The organism is Sphingobium sp., assembly GCF_035511395.1.
In the GTDB taxonomy this organism is placed as follows: Bacteria; Pseudomonadota; Alphaproteobacteria; order Sphingomonadales; family Sphingomonadaceae; genus Sphingobium.
This window is the reverse complement of record NZ_DATKFP010000443.1, coordinates 1-19,698: the sequence shown is the minus strand read 5'-3', so window position 1 is coordinate 19,698 and position 19,698 is coordinate 1. Positions and strand designations below refer to the sequence as shown.

Annotated in this window: 11 protein-coding genes; 8 read left to right on the top strand and 3 right to left on the bottom strand. The window is 67.2% G+C overall.

Annotated elements, in window-relative coordinates:
* Positions 1-63 precede the first annotated feature (63 nt).
* The gene (locus tag VMR39_RS29785) at positions 64-2,160 is read left to right on the top strand and encodes a lytic transglycosylase domain-containing protein (RefSeq protein WP_325422068.1); all 2,097 of its coding nucleotides are present in this window, start codon (positions 64-66) and stop codon (positions 2,158-2,160) included.
* A 195-nt stretch (positions 2,161-2,355) separates the two neighbouring features.
* Entirely contained in the window at positions 2,356-2,841 is a 486-nt protein-coding gene (greB, locus tag VMR39_RS29780; RefSeq protein ID WP_325422066.1) for a transcription elongation factor GreB, read from the top strand.
* Here the strand turns inward: greB and VMR39_RS29775 are convergent.
* The gene (locus VMR39_RS29775; RefSeq protein ID WP_325422108.1) at positions 2,829-3,701 is read right to left on the bottom strand and encodes a LysR family transcriptional regulator; all 873 of its coding nucleotides are present in this window, start codon (positions 3,699-3,701) and stop codon (positions 2,829-2,831) included. The genes greB and VMR39_RS29775 overlap by 13 nt on opposite strands.
* Before the next feature lie 107 nt (positions 3,702-3,808).
* On the opposite strand from VMR39_RS29775, the gene bla reads away from it, so the two are divergent.
* The 5 genes from bla (at position 3,809) to VMR39_RS29750 (ending at position 11,858) form a co-directional block, all read left to right on the top strand.
* Positions 3,809-4,693: a subclass B3 metallo-beta-lactamase gene (gene bla / locus VMR39_RS29770; RefSeq protein WP_325422064.1), complete on the top strand. Its 885-nt coding sequence runs from the start codon at positions 3,809-3,811 to the stop codon at positions 4,691-4,693.
* A gap of 75 nt (positions 4,694-4,768) precedes the next feature.
* On the top strand, positions 4,769-5,605 hold the full coding sequence (locus VMR39_RS29765; protein ID WP_325422062.1) for a hypothetical protein: 837 nt from the start codon (positions 4,769-4,771) through the stop codon (positions 5,603-5,605).
* Positions 5,511-7,085, top strand: coding sequence for a DNA polymerase Y family protein (locus VMR39_RS29760; protein ID WP_325422106.1), 1,575 nt, complete (start codon positions 5,511-5,513; stop codon positions 7,083-7,085). Before VMR39_RS29765 ends, VMR39_RS29760 begins: the two co-directional genes overlap by 95 nt.
* A complete protein-coding gene (locus tag VMR39_RS29755) occupies positions 7,082-10,681 on the top strand; it encodes an error-prone DNA polymerase (RefSeq protein WP_325422060.1) in 3,600 nt (1,199 codons plus the stop codon). The genes VMR39_RS29760 and VMR39_RS29755 overlap by 4 nt, the downstream gene beginning before the upstream one ends.
* 55 nt (positions 10,682-10,736) lie before the next feature.
* Positions 10,737-11,858 (top strand): TonB family protein, encoded by a 1,122-nt coding sequence (locus VMR39_RS29750; RefSeq protein ID WP_325422058.1) that lies wholly within the window; start codon positions 10,737-10,739, stop codon positions 11,856-11,858.
* Positions 11,859-11,899: 41 nt separating this feature from the next.
* On the opposite strand, the gene VMR39_RS29745 is transcribed toward VMR39_RS29750, so the two are convergent.
* Positions 11,900-16,111: a translocation/assembly module TamB domain-containing protein gene (locus VMR39_RS29745; RefSeq protein ID WP_325422056.1), complete on the bottom strand. Its 4,212-nt coding sequence runs from the start codon at positions 16,109-16,111 to the stop codon at positions 11,900-11,902.
* Complete coding sequence (locus VMR39_RS29740; protein WP_325422054.1) at positions 16,111-18,228, bottom strand: autotransporter assembly complex protein TamA; 2,118 nt, start codon at positions 18,226-18,228, stop codon at positions 16,111-16,113. The genes VMR39_RS29745 and VMR39_RS29740 overlap by 1 nt, the downstream gene beginning before the upstream one ends.
* Before the next feature lie 139 nt (positions 18,229-18,367).
* Here VMR39_RS29740 and recJ point away from each other — a divergent pair.
* Positions 18,368-19,698, top strand: a 1,331-nt coding sequence (recJ, locus tag VMR39_RS29735) for a single-stranded-DNA-specific exonuclease RecJ (RefSeq protein ID WP_325422052.1), incomplete at its 3' end; no start/stop codon positions are given.

Genomic DNA, 19,698 nt, shown 5'->3' with positions numbered 1-19,698 from the left:
TGATCGGTGAAACGGCGCGCTATAGCGCGTCATTCAGGGCCTGATAAGGATGCAAATGCGATTATGTCCAGCATGCGCGCCTCCACCCATGTCGAAAGTTACCTGATCCGCATGCCGATTATTGCCTTGTTGCTCATGACCGCCGGCGCGGGCGCGCAGACCGAAGGCCTCGCCCCCGCTGTGTCCGCCCCTGCGTCTGCCTCCGGCGCGACGGTCCAGCCGATCCCGCCCGAATATGGCCAGCAGCCAGCCAGCCAGTGGAATCAGGTTCAGGCGCGAATCGGCCAGCCCAGCGACGCGAGCATCGCCGGCACGATCAGCCAGTGGCGCGCGCTACAGCAGAGCGACGGCCTGGGTGCGTCGACCTACGCCAGCTTCATTCTGATCAATCCGGGCTGGCCCGGCGAGGACCGGATGCGCCGGCTGGCCGAGACGGGGATCAATCCCGACAGCTATGACCCCGCCCAAGTGACGGCCTTCTTCGCACGCTTCCCTGCGCGCACGGCAACGGGCCATGCGCGCAACGCCGTGGCGCTGATGCAACTGGGCCGCATGAACGAGGCGCGGATTGCCGCACGCAACGCCTGGATCGGCGGATCGCTCAGCCCGGCGGACGAGGCGCGGTTGCTCTCGCTCTTCGGCTCCAGTCTGACGCCCGCCGACCATGACCAGCGCGCCGACTCGCTGCTGTGGGGCAATGACGTGAATGGCGCGATGCGGATGATCGCCTATGTCAGCCCGGCGCGGCGCGCGGCCTTTCAGGCGCGCATCGCGCTCCGTCGCAAGACGCCCGACGCGTCCGTGCTGGCGCAGGCGGCCGAGGCGACCGGCGCGGCCGACGCGGGCTTCATCGCCGACAAGGCGATCTGGATGCGCGATACCGGCAACTGGGTGGGCGCGCGCCAGTATCTGGCGAACCGCAGCGGGCTGACCTACCGGCCCAGCAATGCCGAGAAATATTATGAGGTGCTGCTGAACCAGGCGCGGGCCGCCGCGAACGACAGCCAGTGGACCTTCGCCTATGGCATCGCCAGCAAGATCGATGACGCGATCGCGCCCGGCGTGCAGGTGAGCGACCAGCCGATCGGCGTGCGCGACGATTATACCAGCCTCGCGTGGCTGGCGGGCACGACCGCTTATTACAATCTCAACCGGCCGGGCGACGCGGTGACGATGTTCCGCCGCTATGCCGATGCCGCCAAATCGCCCCAGACCCGGTCGAAGGGCTATTATTGGGCGGGTCGCGCGGCGTTGCAGGCGGGCGATGCCGCCACCGCCAACAGCTATTTCAATCAGGCCGGCGTCTACCCGGACCAGTTTTACGGCCAGTTGGCGCTCGAACGGCTGGGCCGTCCCATCCCCGCGCCCGCCCAGGTCGAACGGCCCGTGCCGATCTCCGCCGCTGAGCGGGCGGCGTTCGACAGCCGCTCTGTCGTGCGCGCGGTCAAGGCGCTGGGCCAGATGGGCTATTGGGAGGATCAGAGCAAGTTCGCCCGCGCCATCGCCAACAATGCCGACAGCGACACCGACCATTTCCTCGCTGCCGAACTGGCGCAGCAGATCAACCGCCCGGACATGAGCGTGATGGTCGGCCGTCGCGCCGTGTCGAGCGGCCTGACCGGCTATGGCGAAACCGCCTTCCCGCAGGTGCCCGTGCCGCCGACCGCGCAATATAACTGGACCATGGTCCATGCGATCGCGCGGCAGGAAAGCCAGTTCGACAAGCAGATCGTCAGCCATGCCGGTGCGCGCGGCCTGATGCAGCTGATGCCCGGCACCGCGCGGGAGCAGGCGGGCAAGCTCGGCCTTGGCTACAACCCCGCCTCGCTCAACGATCCCAGCTACAATATCATGCTGGGATCGGGCTATTTCCAGCGGATGCTGGACTATTATGGCGGCAGCTATCCGCTTGCCGTCGCGGCCTATAATGCCGGCCCGGGCAATGTGAACAAGTGGATCGCCGCCAATGGCGACCCGCGCATGGCCGGGTCCGACATGCTGCGCTGGATCGAGCAGATCCCGATCTTCGAGACGCGCAACTATGTGCAGCGCGTGCTGGAAAATGCGGTCGTCTATGAAGCGATGAACCCGGAGCGGGCGAAGTTTAAAGGGACGAGCGCCGTGCTCAGCCGCTATCTTGGAAAGCAGACGCCGGGCTGATTTTTTAGTTCACGCGGAGGCGCGGAGACGCGGAGGGAATTAATTGAAAGGTCGGCGCATCGGACTTTTTTGCGCATGGAGTTTTGAGGCCGCTGCGCGACCAGTATCGGTCGAAGGCTTCCAAAAATCTCCGCGCCTCCGCGCCTCCGCGTGAACCAAATTGCCTACGCATCCTGCCGCGGATAAGGCAATGGCATGACCGCTCCCTATCCCAACTATATCACGCCCGAAGGCTTTGCGAAGCTGCGCGCCGACTATGACCATCTGCTGGGCGTCGAGCGGCCGGCGATCGTCGAGGTGGTGAGCTGGGCGGCGGGCAATGGCGACCGCAGCGAGAATGGCGACTATCTCTACGGCCGCAAGCGGATGCGCGAGATCGATGGCCAGTTGAAGCGCCTGTCGAAGAAGATGAAGGACGCCAAGGTCGTCGATCCCCGGCAGCAACCCGACAAGGGCCGGGTCTATTTCGGCGCGACCGTCACCATCGCCGATGAGGATGATTTGTCTCGCACCGTGACGATCGTCGGCAATGACGAGACGGATGTCGACGCCGGGCGGATCGGCTGGGGATCGCCGATCGCGCGCGCACTGCGCGGTGCGGCGGTGGGTGACCTGCGCCGCGTCAGGCTGCCGGCCGGCGAGAAGGAATATGAGGTGATGACGATCACCTATCCGGCCTGAGCGGTCGATAGCAGCCAGCTACGAAAGTCCGCCATGGCCGGGCTGTCGGGGCGGGACATCAGCCGGGTCAGCCAATAGCCGCCCAGGTCGATCGAGGCGGCAAAGGGCTGGACCAGCCGGCCCGCGTGCAATTCATTTTCGAACAAGGCGGGCGGGGCCAGGGCGACGCCGAGGCCGCGCGACGCCGTCTGCACCATCAGGATCGAGCTGTCGAACACCGGCCCGCGCAGCGGTGGACAGGGCGCCCCCGCCGCTGCGAACCAGCGCAACCATTCGTCGGCGCGATAGGATCGCAGCAGCGTTTCGCGGGAAAGCGCGGCGGGATCGGGCAGGCGTGCCGCGATCTCCGGCGTGCAGAGAGGGGAAAGCGGCGCGCGCAATATCGGGTCTGCATGGGTGCCGTGCCAGGCGCCGTCGCCGAAGCGGATGGCGAGGTCCAGTCCTTCGCCCGCCAGATCGACGCGGTTGTTGTTGGTCATAATGCGCAGGTCGATATGCGGGCAGGCGCGGGCGAAATCCTCCAGCCGGTCGAGCAGCCAACCGCCCGCGAAGGTGCCGACGACGCCGAGGTTCAATATCTCGCGCGGGCGGCCGCCCTCGATCCGGCCCAAGGTCGCGCCGATCCGGTCGAGCGCGTCGCCCATCACCGGCAACAGCGCGCGGCCTTCGTCGGTCAGCATCAGGCCGCGCGGCAGGCGGCGGAAGAGCGGGGCGCCCAGCCGCGCCTCCAGCTGCGCCACCTGCTGGCTGACCGCGCCCTGGCTGACGCAGAGTTCGATCGCCGCCTTGGTGAAGTTCAGATGCCGCGCCGCCGCCTCGAAGGCGCGCAGGGCGTTCAGGGGCAGTTGGGCGCGGTCCATAAGGTGGAAGGCATAAGCTGGCCTCATGGCTCTGTCGAGAAATCATGCTTTGTCGTGGATGCTGCGGCGGGGCAGCTTTGTCTTCGTACCAAGGAGGAGGCGATATCATGCGTAAGTTGGCGATGCTGGCTATTAGTCTGGCTGGGATGATGGCGATGGGCGCGGGCAAGCCGGACGATCCGCTGACGCGTCCGATCGCGCCCGAATCCGCAAAGCGCTGGCTGGCGCCGCAGCCGCCGGTGCGGCTCCATGGGCAGACCTATCTGGTCGGCTTTGGTGGGCTGAACGTGGCGCTGATCCGCACCAGCGCGGGGCTGATCCTGATCGACGGCGCGGTGCCCCAGGCGGTGGGGGATATAGAGGCGAAGATCCGCCAGCTCGGCTTTTCGATGAAGCAGGTGAAGCTGATCCTCAGCACCGAACCGCATTTCGACCATGCTGGCGGCATCGCCGCGCTGGCGCGGGACAGCGGCGCGACCGTGATCGCCAGCGCGCCCGCCGCCGCCGTGCTGCGACAGGGTGGCGGCGATCCCGAAGACCCGCAGGCGGCCTGGCTGGCGCGCTTTCCCGGCGTCACCAAATTGCGCACGGCACGCGATGGCGAGATGATCCGGCTGGGCGACGTTGCCGTCACCGCCCATGCGACGCCGGGCCATACGCTGGGCAGCATGAGCTGGAGCTGGAAAAGCTGCGAGGGGAAGGACTGCCGGACGATCGTCTTCGCCGCCAGCCTCAATCCGATCGCGGCCGATGGCTGGCGCTTTGCCGACCCGGCGCATCGGCGCTTCGTTGACGCCTTCCGCACCAGCTTCGCGCGGATGAAGGCGATGCGCTGCGACATGCTGATCGCCTCACACCCGCGCGATGGCGATGCCGATCGGCTGGCCAGGCTGGCCAAGGCACGCACGCCCCATCCCTTCGCTGATCCGGCCGCCTGCCGCGACTATGCGACGCGCGCGGGGATGGCGCTGGAGAAGAAATTGCAGGAATGAAGAGCGCGGGCGTGCAGGCCCGCATTGACTTGTGTCGTTCCTGTGGATGATAAGAACATAACAGGAACAAATGTCATGAGCGAGTCGCTGCACAGCCTCGCCGCCTTGAAGCGGCATATCGCATCGCTGGACCGCGCGCCAGCGTCGCAGCCTTGCGCCCGCTTCGCCAGCGGGCATGGCGGGCTGGACGCGGCGCTGGGTGGCGGCCTCGCACGCGCGCGCATGCACGAACTGTTCGGGGAGAGCGCGGACGAGGCGGCGGTGGCCGGCCTGTCGCTGCTCTGGAGCCGGCAGGCGAGCGGCGATGCGCCGCTGCTCTGGCTACGCACGGTCGCGGCCGGGAAGGCGGGCGGCCATCCTTATGGGCCGGGCCTTGCCGCACTGGGGATCGACCCCGACCGGCTGCTGCTGGGTATCATGCCGGATGAGGCGATGCTCTTGCGCGCGGCGGTGGATGCGCTGCGCTGTCCGGCGTTGGGGGCGCTGTTGATCGAATTGCGGGGGCGGGCGCCCCTGCTCGACCTCACCGCCAGTCGCCGGCTGGCACTGGCGGCGGAGGGATCGGGCGTCACCGCCCTCATCTTGCGGATCGATGCGGAGCCGGTGCCGAGCGCGGCGGAAACGCGCTGGCGGGTGGCAGCCGCGCCCTCTGCGCCGCTGCCCGGCAATGCGCCGGGCCAGACCAGCTTCGCCCTCACCCTGTTGCGGCGACGGGCAGGGCCGGACGGGCAGGCCTGGCGGCTGATGTGGGACAGGGAAAAGGGGATATTCGGAGACTCGGGCGATGAACGCCATCATGCAGAACAGCGAAGCGGCGATGACGGTGCGGCGCTATCTGGCGCTCAGCTTCCCCTTCCTGCCGATCGACCGGCTGCGGATCATGCGGCCCGATCTTTGGGCAGAGGAGGGTGATGGCCCGGCTATCGTCGTGGAGGCGGTGCGTGGCGCGATGCGGCTGGCGGCGGTCGATGCCGATGGGCTGACGATCGGCCTGACGCCGGGCATGACGCTGGCCGACGCACGGGCGCGAGAGCCGGACCTGCGCGTCTTCGATGCCGATCCCCATGCCGATCAGGACTGGCTGGAGCGGCTGTGTGACGGCTGCGCCCGCTACACCCCCAATGCTGCGCCCGATGGCGCCGACGGGCTGATGCTCGACATCAGCGGCTGCGGTCATTTGTGGGGTGGGGAGGAGGCGCTGGCGGCCGAGGCGGCGGTGCGGCTGGAGCGGCATGGGCTGCGCGTGCGCCATGCCATTGCGGGCAGTCCCGAGGCCGCCCATGCGCTCGCCCGCTTCCCGGTGCCGCCCGCGCCCGACGAGGATGCCGCCGTGCGCCGCCTGCCGGTGGAGGCGCTTGGGCTGGAGCCGGAGAGCGCGGTGGCGCTGCGCCGGGCGGGGCTGCGCACGGTGGGCGACCTTGCCGCCCGGCCCGCCGCCGCGCTGGCCGCGCGTTTCGGCGAGGAGGCGGTCGATGCGCTGCATGCGCTGCTAGGGCTGGGGCATCGCCCGCTCAGGCCGCGGCGTCCGCGCCCCGCCGTCCGCATCGACCGCCGCTTCGCCGAGCCGCTGGGCAGCACCGCCTATGCGCTCAAGATCCTTGAGGAGATGGCGACCGAGGCGGGCGAACGGCTGGCCGAGCGGGGCGAGGGCGGACGCCGGTTCGAGGCGGTCTTCTTCCGCAGCGACGGCCTCGCCTTCCCGCTGCGCGTCGAAACCAGCCTGCCGGTGCGCGACGCGCCCACGATCCTGCGACTGATGCGCGAGCGGATCGACGCGCTGTCCGACCCGATCGATCCGGGCTTCGGTTTCGACATGCTGCGCCTCACCGTGCCGCAGGCGGAGAAGCTGGCGCCCACCCAACTGGCGCTGGAAGGAGGAGAGGCGCGGCGCGAGGATAGCGTCGCCGCGCTGGTCGATCGCCTGTCGATCAGGGCCGGGCGCGCGCGCATCCAGCGGCTGGAACCGCGCGACAGCCATATCCCCGAACAGGCGCAACTCGCGCTGCCGGCGGTGGAAAGCCGCGCGCCGGGAAATTGGCCGAAAAACCGTGAGGAGGAGGGCGAACCCGGCGACCCGCCGATGCGCCCGCTCCACCTGTTCGATCCGCCCCAGCCGATCGAGGTGGTGGCGCAGGTGCCCGACGGCCCGCCGCACCGATTTCGTTGGCGGCGCACACTGCACGACATCATCCGCTATGAAGGCCCGGAACGGATCGCGCCCGAATGGTGGAAGGCGAAGGATGGCGCGATCGAAGGGGACAGCACCGGTCGCACCCGCGACTATTATCGCGTCGAGGACACACGCGGGCGACGCTACTGGATTTTCCGTCATGGCCTCTACGGCGCGGAGGCGGAACATCCGGGCTGGTATATCCACGGCCTGTTCGCATGAGCGGTGAGAAGGGGCATCGGCGCAGGGGCTATCCCGACCCCACTAAAACCAAGTCGATCGACCGGCGCGAACTGAACGCGATCGAGGCGGCGCGCGACAAAAAGAAGGACGAGCGGCCGCATCTCCCGCCGCCGCAGGATGCGCTGCCCTTTGCGGAACTGGTGGCCGCCACCAACTTCTCCTTCCTGCGTGGTGCGTCGCATGGCGCCGACATGGTGGAGCGGGCGATCGACCTTGGCCTTACCGGCATCGGCATTGCCGACCGCAACACGGTGGCGGGGGTGGTGCGGGCCTGGAAGGCACGGCGCGATGCGCCAGCCAAAGCACGGGAACTTCTGCTGGAGGACAAGAAGGAGAGGGGCGAGCCGCTCGAACTGACGGCGGAAGAAGAGGCTGCCTGCCAGACCGATCTGCGGGTCGTGGCCGGCGCGCGGCTGGTCTTCGCCGACGGGACGCCCGACATCGTCGCCTATCCCGCGACCCGGCGCGGCTGGGGCGAACTCACCAAATTGCTGACGATCGGCAATTTGCGATCGGTGAAGGGCGACTGTATCCTCCATTATGAGGATCTGACCGCCTATCTGGACGATCTGCTGCTGATCGTGCTGCCCTGTTCCACGGCGACCGAGCAGCAGGCGCATGACCGGCCGGTCGACTATGAACATGAGGATCGCGCCCATGGCGAGGCGATCCGGCAGGGGCATTTGAGCCTCGTTCCGCCGCCGCGCCCCGAAGATCTGGAATCGCTGCTGACCCGCCTGTCGCGGCTTGCGCCGGACCGCGTCTGGCTGGGGGCGGCGCTGCGGCGCGACGGGCGCGATGCGCGGCGGCTGGCCGACTATATGGCGCTGGGCACGCGCACGGGTGTGCCGCTGCTCGCCACCATGGATGCGCTTTATGCCAGCCCCGTGCAGCGACCCTTGCAGGATGTGCTGAGCTGCATTCGCGAAGGTACGACGCTGGCGAAGGCGGGCCGGCTGCTGGAGGCCAATGCCGAGCGGCATGTCCATGACTCTGCCGAAATGGCGCGCCTGTTCCGCGCCTGCCCGGAGGCCGTGGCGCAGAGCGTTGCGCTGCTCTCACGGATTCGCTTCGATCTGAAACAGCTGCGCTACGAATATCCGCACGAACCGGTGCCCGAAGGCTGGACCGCGCAGCGATGGCTGGAGGAGCTGACCATCAGCGCTGCCCATGCCCGCTATGGGCCGCATATTCCCCATGGCGTGCATAAGAAGTTGAACGAGGAGTTCAGGCTCATCGGCGACCGCAACTATGCCTATTATTTCCTGACCGTCCACGACATCGTTGCCTTTGCCAAGATGAAGGGAATCCTTTGCCAGGGGCGGGGATCGGCGGCCAATTCGATGGTCTGTTTCCTGCTGGGCGTGACCTCGGTCGACCCGCTGAAACAAGACCTGCTCTTTTCCCGCTTTGTGTCGGAGGAGCGGGACGAGCCACCCGACATCGACGTCGATTTCGAGCATGAGCGGCGCGAGGAGGTGATGCAATATGTCTATGAGCGCTACGGCCGCCATCGCGCCGGCATCGCCGCGACCGTCATCCACTACCGGTCGCGCAGCGCCATCCGGGAAGTGGCGAAGGTGGTGGGCCTGTCGGAGGATGTCGTCACCCGCCTGTCCGGCACCATATGGGGCAGCTATTCGCGGGACATGAACGAAAAGCGCGTCGGCGAGGCCGGCTTTGCGCTCGACAATCCGCAGATGGTGCAGCTGCGCGCGCTGGTCGGACAACTGCTCGACGCGCCTTTCCCGCGTCATCTCTCGCAGCATGTCGGCGGCTTCGTGCTGACGCAGAACCGGCTCGACGAAACGGTGCCGCTCCATCATGCGGCCATGGCCGACCGCAGTTTCATCGAGTGGGACAAGGATGATATCGACGCGCTCGGCCTGATGAAGGTCGACATTTTGGCGCTGGGCATGCTGACCTGCATCCGCAAGGCGTTCGACCTGATGCGCGCCAATGGGCTGGGCGATCATCAGCTGATGGTGGATCTGGAATCCGAGGATGACGATGTCTACGACATGTTGTGCCGGGGGGAGAGCATCGGCGTGTTCCAGGTGGAAAGCCGGGCGCAGATCAACATGTTGCCGCGCCTCAGACCCCGTACTCTCTACGACCTGACGGTGCAGGTCGCGATCGTGCGGCCAGGACCGATCGAGGGCGACATGGTGCATCCCTATCTGCGCCGGCGCTGCGGGGAAGAAAAGATCAGCTATCCCGAACCCAGCCCCGATCATGGGCCGAAGGACGAACTGAAACAGCTGCTGGGCAAGACCTTCGGCGTGCCCTTGTTTCAGGAGCAGGCGATGAAGCTGGCGATCACGGCGGCGAATTTTTCCGATTCCCAAGCCAACCAGCTCCGCCGGGCCATGGCGACCTTCCGCAATGTCGGCACCATCCAGCATTTCCGCGAATTGATGATCAACGGCATGGTTGGCAGGGGGTATGAGCCTGATTTCGCCGCCCGCTGTTTCCAGCAGATCGAGGGGTTCGGCAGCTATGGCTTTCCCGAAAGCCATGCTTTGTCCTTCGCGCGGCTGGTCTATGTGTCGGCCTGGATCAAATGCCATCAGCCCGCCGTCTTCGCCTGCGCGCTGCTCAATTCGCAGCCGATGGGCTTCTATGCCCCCGCGCAGCTGGTGCGCGATGCGCGCGAGCATGGCGTGACCGTCCATGATGTCGATGTGAATATGAGCCTGTGGGACAATGGGCTGGAGCCGCTGCTGCGCTCGCGCCGCGCCGATCTGGGCGAGGGGAAGGGGCGGGCGCTTGCGTTGCGGCTGGGTTTTCGCCAGGTCGACGGGTTTCGTGAGTCCTGGGCGGCGCAGCTGGCGACGGCGCGGGCGGACGGCGGACTGTTCAACAGTATCGAGGATCTGGCGCGGCGGGCCGGGTTGCCGGCGCGGGCGCTGCGGCTGCTGGCGGATGCCGATGCCTGCCGGTCGCTGGGGCAGGACCGGCGCACGGCTTTGTGGGAAGCGCGGCGGACGCCTTCGGACGAGCTGCCGCTGTTCGCCGCGGCGCGGGTGCGGGGCGGGGATGCGCGGGAACTGGGCGAGGAGGCGGACGCGGCGCTGCCAGCCATGCCGCTCGCCGAGCAGGTGGCGACCGACTATGCCGTCACCCGCCTGTCGTTGAAGGGCCATCCGATGCAGTTTCTGCGCCCGGTCTTCGCCGCTGAGGGCGTGCTGAGCTGCGCGCAGGCGGACGCGGCGAAGAATGGCGCGCGGGTGCAGGTGGCGGGCGTGGTGCTGGTGCGGCAGCGGCCGGGCAAGGGCAATGCGGTCTTCATCACCATCGAGGATGAGACGGGCATCGCCAACATCCTGCTCTGGGCGCGCCTGTTCGAGATGCAGCGCCGCCCGGTCATGGCCAGCAGCCTGATGCTGGTGGAGGGCGAAATCCAGCGCAGCAAGGAGGGCGTCGTCCATCTGATGGCAACCCGCGTGCATGATCGCAGCGCGGAGATGCAGCGGCTCCAGCAGCCCGAAACCCGCGCGTCCCGGCCCCATCCCCGCACCGCCAGCCATCCGCGCAATGTGCGGATATTGCCGGGATCGCGGGATTTCCATTGAAAGTCGGGCTGCTGCTGTCTTGCTGCCGTCATGCACGGCCCATAGGCTTTACGTCATGAAGGCCATGCTGCTCCTGGGCGCTGCCGCGCCTGTCGCCCTGACGCTGGCATCGACGTCGGCTCGCTCGATTCCGCCCGCGCCGCCGATCGCGGACGGAAAACGCCAGCTGATCCGATGGATGCCCGGCGAGGTGCGCTGTGGCGGTGAAAAGATCATGGCCGTCCGGATGCAGCAGCCCTTCGACAGCATGGGCTTTGCCCGGCCGGCCGTCGCGCAGGCCTATCGGTTTCGCATCGATGAGGAGGGGCGTCCGCTCTCGATCGTGAATGACCGGGGAGCGCGCTTCAGCGCCCTCACCGACGATGTGGAGGCTGCCCTGACGGCATCGCGCTTTACGGCGGGAGCCGCGCGGACGGAGTGTCGTGTCGAATATCGGTCGCAGGCGACGCCGTTGGAAGAGGCGCCGGCCGTCGACCTCATGGCCTATAGCCTGTCGCCCATATCGGGACCGATGCCGGCCGCGGCGTGGAAGCGCCTGGTGTCCGACGGTTCCACCTGCCTGGCCGCGCCACGCCCGGCACCGCTCAATCGGGCGTTCCCCGATTTCAATGCGCTGCCTGCCACGCCGGGCACGCGTGACTGGACGATGGTTGGCTATGATCTGGATGCGAAAGGGCGGCCCGTCCGCCCGCATGTCGTCGCGGGGACGGATAATGCGGCGCTGGACAAGGCGTCGGTAAAGGCCGTGCGAGCGTCGCGCTTTACCGGCGGCGCACGGACAGGCTGCCTCTATCCCTATTGGCGGACGCCCGCGACCATGGCCGCGCCTGCCATTCCGGAAACCGACATGGGGCGGCCGAAGGAAGCGAAGTGCGATGTCGACCGCGACTGGGCGGTGCAGCCACGGCTTGCCTATCCGGCCGCTTATCGTCGCCGCGCGATCGAGGGATGGGCGGTGATTGCCTATGACGTCGCGCCCTGGGGCGAGACGGGCAATGTGCGGGTGCTGGCCAGCGAGCCGAGCGCAGCCTTCGGCGAGCAGGCGGTGCAGATGATCCGTGCCGCGCGCAAGGCGTCATCGGCTTCCGGTGCGTCGGGTTGCATCGAGAAGGTGCGCTTCGTCATCGGTGCGGAAGACCGGACCGAAGAGGCGAGCCAGCCCCTATTCCTCGACTGACGAAGGCCTCACCTATTTCCGGGTTGGCCTTCCCCTGACCCTCAATAATCCTTCGAATAGCGCAGGTTCGCCGACGACCCGGCATTGGTGCCGGTCCGCGACAGCAGGCTGAGCGCCTTGGACAGGGCGATTTCCAGCTGGGTGGCGGTGAAGCCCTTGGAGTCGGTGATCACCTCCACATAGATATTGTTGGAGATATGCTGGCCGACCGCGAGGCTGGTGCCGCGCCCGGTCGCCTCGTCGCCACCGACGATGCCGATCCGGTCGAGGCCCGAGGCGCCCTGCAACTTGCCCATCGGGTTCAATCCGCCGCTGCCGCCGCGCAGGCCGTTGAGGGCCGCTGCCAGCTGGATCGCCTGGGTGGCGGACAGGTTGGCGACATTGTCGCCGAACAGGATGCGGGCGAGAATTTCGTCCTGCGGCAGGGTGGGCGTCGAAATGAAAGTGATGTCGGGTTGCTGCGCGCTGCCCGCGACCTGGATGCCCGCCGTCACCGTGTCGATCCGGGTTTCCGCCTTGATCTGGAGCGTCGGGTTCATCATCGGCCCGTTGAAGCTGATGATGCCCTGCGACAGGTCGAATTGGTGGCCCGAGAAGCTGTAGCGGCCACGGATCACCTCGATCTTGCCGACGACGCGCGGCGCAGCGGTGGTGCCGGTGACGCGCATATTCGTCTTCCATTCGGAATCGAGGCCCATGCCGGTCACGTAGATTTCATTGTCGGCGCGCACCCGGATGTCGAGCTTCCAGTCGGCGGGCTTGGCGGCGGCCTGTCGCGCGGCGAGCCGCTGGTCGAGCGCGTCGCCGCCCGCGCCCTTGCGCCGCACGCCGGTCAGCTCGCGGATTTCCGTGCCGCCCTGCCATGCCACCTTGTAGCGGGTTTCGGGCAGCGACAGGTCGCCCTTGATCAGGCCGCCATTGGCCGGGCTGTTGGTGATGGCGAGCGTGCCGCTGACCACGCTGGTGATCGCTTCGCTGCGGGCGAGGCGGGCGCGGTTAAGCTTTACGGCGATATCCATCGGGAAGCCGCTGGCCGCCGCCAGCCCGACATTGCCCGACGCCTGCACCGTGCCGTCCCCGGCGCGGCCGGAAAAGTCGCGGATTTCGAGATGATCATTGGTGAAACGGCCATCCAGCTTCATCTGGGTGACGCGGGTGCCAAACGTCTCATTCTCATAGGTCAGCGCATTGGCGCGGACCACGCCGTTGAGGCGCGGGTCGCTGAGCCGCCCGCTGAAATCGGCGGCGACGGCCAAGCCGCCGGTCAGCTGCTGATCGGCGAGGCCTGCGAAAGAGAAGAGCACATCGGCCGGCCCGGCATAGCGGATGCCGCCGCCGAGCGGGGCGTTCTGCAACTGCTCGCTCCACGTCGCGCCCGCGCCCGGAGGCGCCAGCGTGGCGGTGAAGCGGCCGAGCGTGCTGTTGCCTTCGCGGATCAGGCCGCGCAGGTCGCCGCCCGCCGAGGACAGCTTGCCCTCGACGTTCATCGACACCGGGTCGGACACGGCGGTCAGGCTCGAGCGACGGAAATCGTTGATGGCAAGACGCGTCGTCGCGGTCGGGAAGGCGCTGCCCTCCTGCCGATAATCCAGCGTGCCGGTCGCGCGACCGCCGATGCCGAGGCCGGGTGCCGCGATATTGGCGATGGCGAGGTCGAAATCCTTGAACCGCGCCTGCGCGGTGGTGACGTCGCCGAAGCGTCCGGCGAGATCGACCTTGCCCTGCGGCAGCACGAGGCTTGCGGGTTCGAGGCGATAGCCGCCCTGCTCGACGCGGATGATGGCGGGTTGCGCAAGCTTGAAGTCGATATTGGCGGCCTTGCCCTGCAACGCCACGGCATAGAGATCGGGGCGCAGCGCCGCATTGGCCGCGATCGAGAAGGGTACGCCGCTGGAGCCGTCGGCGACCAGTTGCGCGCGGCCGCGCCCGCCCTGATAGTCGACCCGCGCCCGCGCCTTGCGCACGACATAGGCGCCATAGGCGGCATTGGCGATCTGGACATCGGCCTTGATCTGCGGCTGGTCTGTGAGCAGCATGGAGGCGTTCACGATGGCTCGGCCGATGACGATGTCGGCCTCGCCCGGCAGCTTCGCGTTGCTGGCGGTGGCGTTGACGTCGACGCCCTGCACCTTGCCCACGGCCGCCAGCTTCACCGCGCCGGTGATGCCCGATCCGTTCATGTCCAGTTGCCCGGAAAAGGGACCGGCGGCGCTCTGCTGGATGCGGCCGTTCATGTCGACGCCCGCGAAGCGCGCCTTGGTGACGTCGATGGTCAGCGGTCCTTTGGCCGTGCGGATCAGCACATTGGCGAAGAAGGGGCCATAGGGCGACCCACCGGTCGCTTCGAGCCGGTAGCCCGCCGCCTCGCCATTCAGCTTGGCGACCACGTCGGTCAGTTGCACGCCGACATTGGGCCGCGCCGCGCGCAGCACCGCCTGCGGCCGCTCCATCGTGCCGCGCACGGTCAGCGCCAGCGGGCCATATTGTTTCGACGAGGCGGTGGCGTCGAAGGCGACCTGTCCGTCCGTATCATAGCTGCCGGAGCCGCTGTTGATCGTGAAGTTGGGCGCCGCGCCCTTGAGGCCCGCGAGGGTGAACTTGCCCTCCGGCGTCATGCCGATCCGGCCGGACATGACCGCATTGCCACCCAGGAAATCGCGCACCGACGCATTTTCCCAGCGCGCCGTGCGCACGCCGAAACGCCCGCCAAGGCCGAAGCCGCCCTTGGGTCCGGGGATCAGTTCGACATCGGTGTTGAGGTTGACGATGCCGACGCCGTCGATCTTATAGTCGTTGACCCGACCTTTCAGCGCGCCGCGATAGAGGGCGTTGTCGATGTCGGCCAGCACGATGGCGGTGGCGTCGATCTTGTTGCTGTCGATCTTGAGATTGTCGCTGATCAGCTTGCCCGCGGCGTAGGCGAAGTCGCCCTTCACGCGCAGATTCTGGAGCAGCCCGCCCGCCGCCGCATTGAGGCCCGTCACGCGGGTCGCGGTGGCGTTCACGGGAATCCGGATGCGGTCGGCGTCGATGACGGCCCGGCCGCTGGCCTTCAGATTTTCGATGCCCGTCGCGTCGAAGGCGATGCTCTTCGCGCTGATGTCATAGTCGATGAAGGGGGTCGCCATCGGCCCGTCGAGAATGACGGAGGCGCGCACGTCATTGCCCTTCACCTTTTCCATAATCGCGCCGGGGGTCAGCAGCGCGGCGTTGATCCGCAGCGCGCTGAACTGGCTCTTGCCCAGATCGATCAGGCCCTGTGCGTCGGCGGTCATGGCAGGCGAGCGCAGCGTGCCCTTCACATTCACACGCCGTTCGTTGAGACCGGCGAACAGGTCTACGTCCAGTTGCGGGGCGGTCAGCCGATCGACCGTGCCGGCAAAGACCAGTCCCGGCCGCACTGGGCCTTTTGCGGTGAAATTGCCGTCGCGTGCGGAGAGCATGATGTTCGCCAGCTCGCCCTTGGGGGAGGTCGCGACGATCCGCCCGTCCCAGGCCTGCCATGTCCCTTTGCCGTCGAGCGTCGCGGTAATGCCGTCAGTCAGGCCCGACATGGCGGCGATGACGCCACCCTTGGGCGCGGTCAGCGTGCCGCTCATGGCCAGGCGATTCTGTTCGGGCACCGCGTCAAGCTTCGCCTGCAAGCGGTCGCCGCTGTCGACCACGGCATCGGCGGACAGGATGGCGCGGCCGTCCGAAATGTGAGTGACGCCGTCGATCGCGATCTCGCGCTTCTGGCCGATCACCGGCTTTGCCAGCACGAACTTCCCGATCTTCATCCGGTCGACGTCGATATCGAGGTCGGGCAGGATCGGGGCGTTGGGATCGCTCTCCGTCACATTGAACTGCGGGCTGCGCGCCAGCACGACCAAAGGCGTTTCCAGCAGGCTGACCGAGATATGGTTGTTGATGTAGCGGAAGGGCCGCCAGACCACATGCACCTTCGGGCTGACCGCGAACACGCCCTTGGGATCGCGCAGGACAAGGTCATGGATCGTCATGTCGCTGTAGATCGATCCCTCGATCGCGCCGACCTCGATCGTCATCCCCGATTCCATCTGGAGCGCGGCAATCTGCTGGATCAGGAATTTCTTGCCCGGCTGGGTGTTGAGGCCGAGCAGCAGGCCCGCCACCAGGACAACCAGCGCAACGACCAGCCCGACGGCGCCGATCGCGATCTTCTGCCACAGCGGGCGCTTCTTGCGGATCACCACGGTGTCGGAAGCGGGGAGAGGGGTGTCGTCCTGCGCCATCAGAAGGCCTGTCCGATGCCGATATAGAGCGCGAACTTGGACTCACCCGGTTGCCGGTTGATCGGCATGGCGATGTCCGCGCGGAAGGGACCGAAATTGGTGTAGAAGCGGCCGCCAAGGCCTACGCCGTAACGCATGTCGGAAAATTTCGGCATCTGGCTTTCATAGACCTGACCCGCATCGACAAAGGCGACGACGCCGTAATTGCCGAAGCGGTAGCGGCCCTCGACCGCAAATTCATTGACAGACCGGCCGCCGACCGGATCGTTGTTCGCGTCCTTCGGGCCCAGTTCCTGATAGCCGAAGCCGCGCACCGACCCGCCGCCGCCGGCATAGATGCGCCGCGACGGCGCAACATCGTCGCGATCCACGCCGTTGATCGTGCCGAGCCGCGTGCGCGCCGCGATCACCAGCCCATCGGACACCGGATAATAGCCGGAAAGATCGAAGGTGCTGCGCACATAGGGCGAGAAATTGCCCTGCAACGATCCTTCCGGCGACACGCGCAGATTGGCGCGGAAGCCCTTGGTGGGGTTGAGCAGGTCGTTGGACCGGTCATAGCCGACCTGCACCGGCAGCGCGCCGATGAAATAGGTGCGCCGCGTCTTGTCCGCCGTCAGCAGGTTGGTCACGACCTGTTCGTTGGTCAGCAGGATTTCCGCGCCATAGCTGTAGGTCCAGCGCTTCTGGAAGATCGGGGTCGACTGGCGCGACCAGCCGATGTTGAGGCCCGCCGTATAGGCTTCATAGGCGTCGTAATTCTGGTGGTTGAGCGTGATGCCGGTCTGGAAGGTCTTGTCCCGCTTGCCCGCATTGGAACGGCGGAAGGTCGCCGACGCGCCCTGTTCCTGCGTGCCCGCGACCGCGCCCAGGATCAGCGCGCCTTCGGGCGGGAACATGTTGCGATGGGTCCATGTCCCCTCCGCGCGGAAGCCCTGACCCGTGCCATAGCCTGCTTCGCCCGCGATCGTTCGCGGCGGCCCGGCCTCCTGCTCGACATGGAGATCGACATATTCGGTGCCGTCCGGTCCGACCTCATTGGTGCGCACCGGATCGACCGCGACGCTGGAGAAGAGGCCGGTGGCGACCAGCGCCTTGCGCAGGTCGTCGACCTTGCGGCTGTCGTAGATCTGGCCAGGCTTGTAGCGGCGGATCACCTCCATATGGTCGGCGCCGAAGGCCTGCTTCTCGCCGCTGGTGGTGATCTTGCGGAAGGTGCCGCGTGGGCCGACCTCCACGGGCAGCGTATAGGCGCCCGTCACCGTCGCGGGATCGAGCAATATGTCGCGATCACCCACTCTGGCGAAGGCATAGCCATTTTCGGGCAGCTTCAGCGCGACATTGGCCTCCGCCCCTTCGATATTGGTGGCGATGACATAGTCGCCGGTCTTGAGCGGCAGGTTGCCCCGCACCAGATCGGGCGGAATGGTTGGTCCGGCATTAACCACGATATCGCCGATCTTGTAGCGCTTGCCCGGCGTGACCGAGACGACGGCCTTCAATGTGCCGTCGCCGGTCTGATCCAGGCTGGCGAGCGCGGTGCCGTCATAATAGCCCTGCGAATAGAGGAGGCGGGTGGCGAGCTTCTCATCTTCCTGCGCGCGCGCCTGCACCATGGCGGCAGTCTCTGCCTTGCCATCGCCATCGACCAGGGCGGAGGCGGCGCGGAATTCATCCTCAAGGCCGGTCTTGCCGAAGCCTTCGATGCTGGTCGCATAGCGAACCTCCGGCAGCTTGGCGTTGGGGTCTTCATTGGCGGCGGCGACATTGGCCGGTACGGTGACGCTGTCGAGCGGCGGCAGCGGCTGGGCGAGTTCCCGTTCCTCGGCCGGGTCGGTCGCGGGCGGCAGTTCGGCAGGAGCGCTCGATTGCGCCGGCATCTGCTGGTCGATCCAGCTGTCGATCGACGGCAGGGGCGCGTTAGGATCGGTGCTGGGCGCCTTGGGCAGCCGTTCTTCGAACTGGTCGTCGGGCAGGATCGGCTCTTCAGGCTCAGCCTGGGCGGCGGGTGCGGACGCGGCCGGTGCGGCCGTCTGTGCCATCAGCGGCAGTGGAGAGGCCGTCATCAGCGCCACGGCCAATATGCGCCGGACATGAATGGCCTGCCGTCTGCTCATGTAATCGCGCTGCCCCTTTTGCGCCGCGCATTCCACAAGCCCGGCAAAGAGGCAATACGCCCAACGGGTTGCGACGGTTCCGCCAGCGACATGATTTGGTGCGCTTCCCTCATGACTCCTGGACGGCTAGAGTTGTGTAATGACATTTGCGCTCAATATTTCGCGATCGATTTCGGGGCAGCCCTGGCGCTGGCGGGGCGGGGCCGCCGACGGGCGCGATCCGACCTATCTGCCCGATGATCTGGTGACTCAGCTTCTGCTGGCGCGTGGCTGTCCGCGCGACGCGGTGGAGGCGCATCGCAATCCCACCATCCGCCAGTTCATGCCCGACCCCAGCCTGTTCCGCGACATGGACGCGGCGGCCGAGCGGCTGGCCGACGCCGTGCAGCGTGGCGAGGATGTGCGCATCTTCGGCGACTATGACGTTGACGGCGCGACCAGTGCGGCGCTGCTGATCCGGTTGCTGCGCGACTTGGGGCTGAACGCGAAGCCCTATATCCCCGACCGGCTGATGGAGGGCTATGGCCCATCGGGTGAGGCGCTGGTGCGGCTGGCGGGGGAGGGCGCGACCCTGATCGTCACTGTCGATTGCGGCGCGCAGGCGTTCGAGGCGCTGTCGATGGCCAAGGCGACCGGCGTCGATGTCGTCGTGGTCGATCATCATAAATGCGCGACGCAGCTTCCCGAAGCGTTTGCGCTGGTGAACCCCAACCGGCTGGACGAACATCCCGATGCTGCCGTCCACGGGCATCTGGCGGCGGTCGGCGTCGCCTTCCTGCTGTGCGCGCGGCTGTTGAAGGCGCTGGATGCCAAGGGCTGGTTCGCCAGCCGGGGCAAGCCGAACATATTGGACCTGCTCGACATCGTTGCGCTCGGCACGGTGGCGGACGTGGCGCAATTGAAGGGCCTCAACCGCGCCTTTGTGGCGCAGGGGCTGAAGGTCATGGCCAAGCGCCGCAATATCGGCCTCTCCGCTCTGATCGACGCCAGCCGCCTGACGCGCGCGCCGCTCTGCCATGACCTGGGCTTTGCGTTGGGGCCGCGCATCAATGCGGGCGGGCGCGTGGGACAGGCGGACCTCGGCGTGCGGCTGCTTACGACGGAAGATCCGGCCGAGGCCGCGCGCATCGCCGCGCAGCTCGATCACTATAATGAGGAACGCCGCGCCATCGAATCGACGGTGCAGGAGCAGGCCGAGGCATTGCTGGCGGCGCAGGGCAATCGCGCCGTCGCGGTGATCGCGGGCGAAGGCTGGCACCCCGGCGTCATCGGCATCGTCGCCGGGCGGATCAAGGAAAAGGCCGGCCGTCCCGCCATCGTCATCGCCATCGATGAAGCGGGCGTGGGCAAGGGGTCGGGCCGCTCCATATCCGGCGTCGATCTAGGCGCAGCGGTGCTGGCGGCCAAGGATAGCGGCCTGCTGGTCGCGGGCGGCGGCCATGCCATGGCGGCCGGGCTGACGGTGGCCGC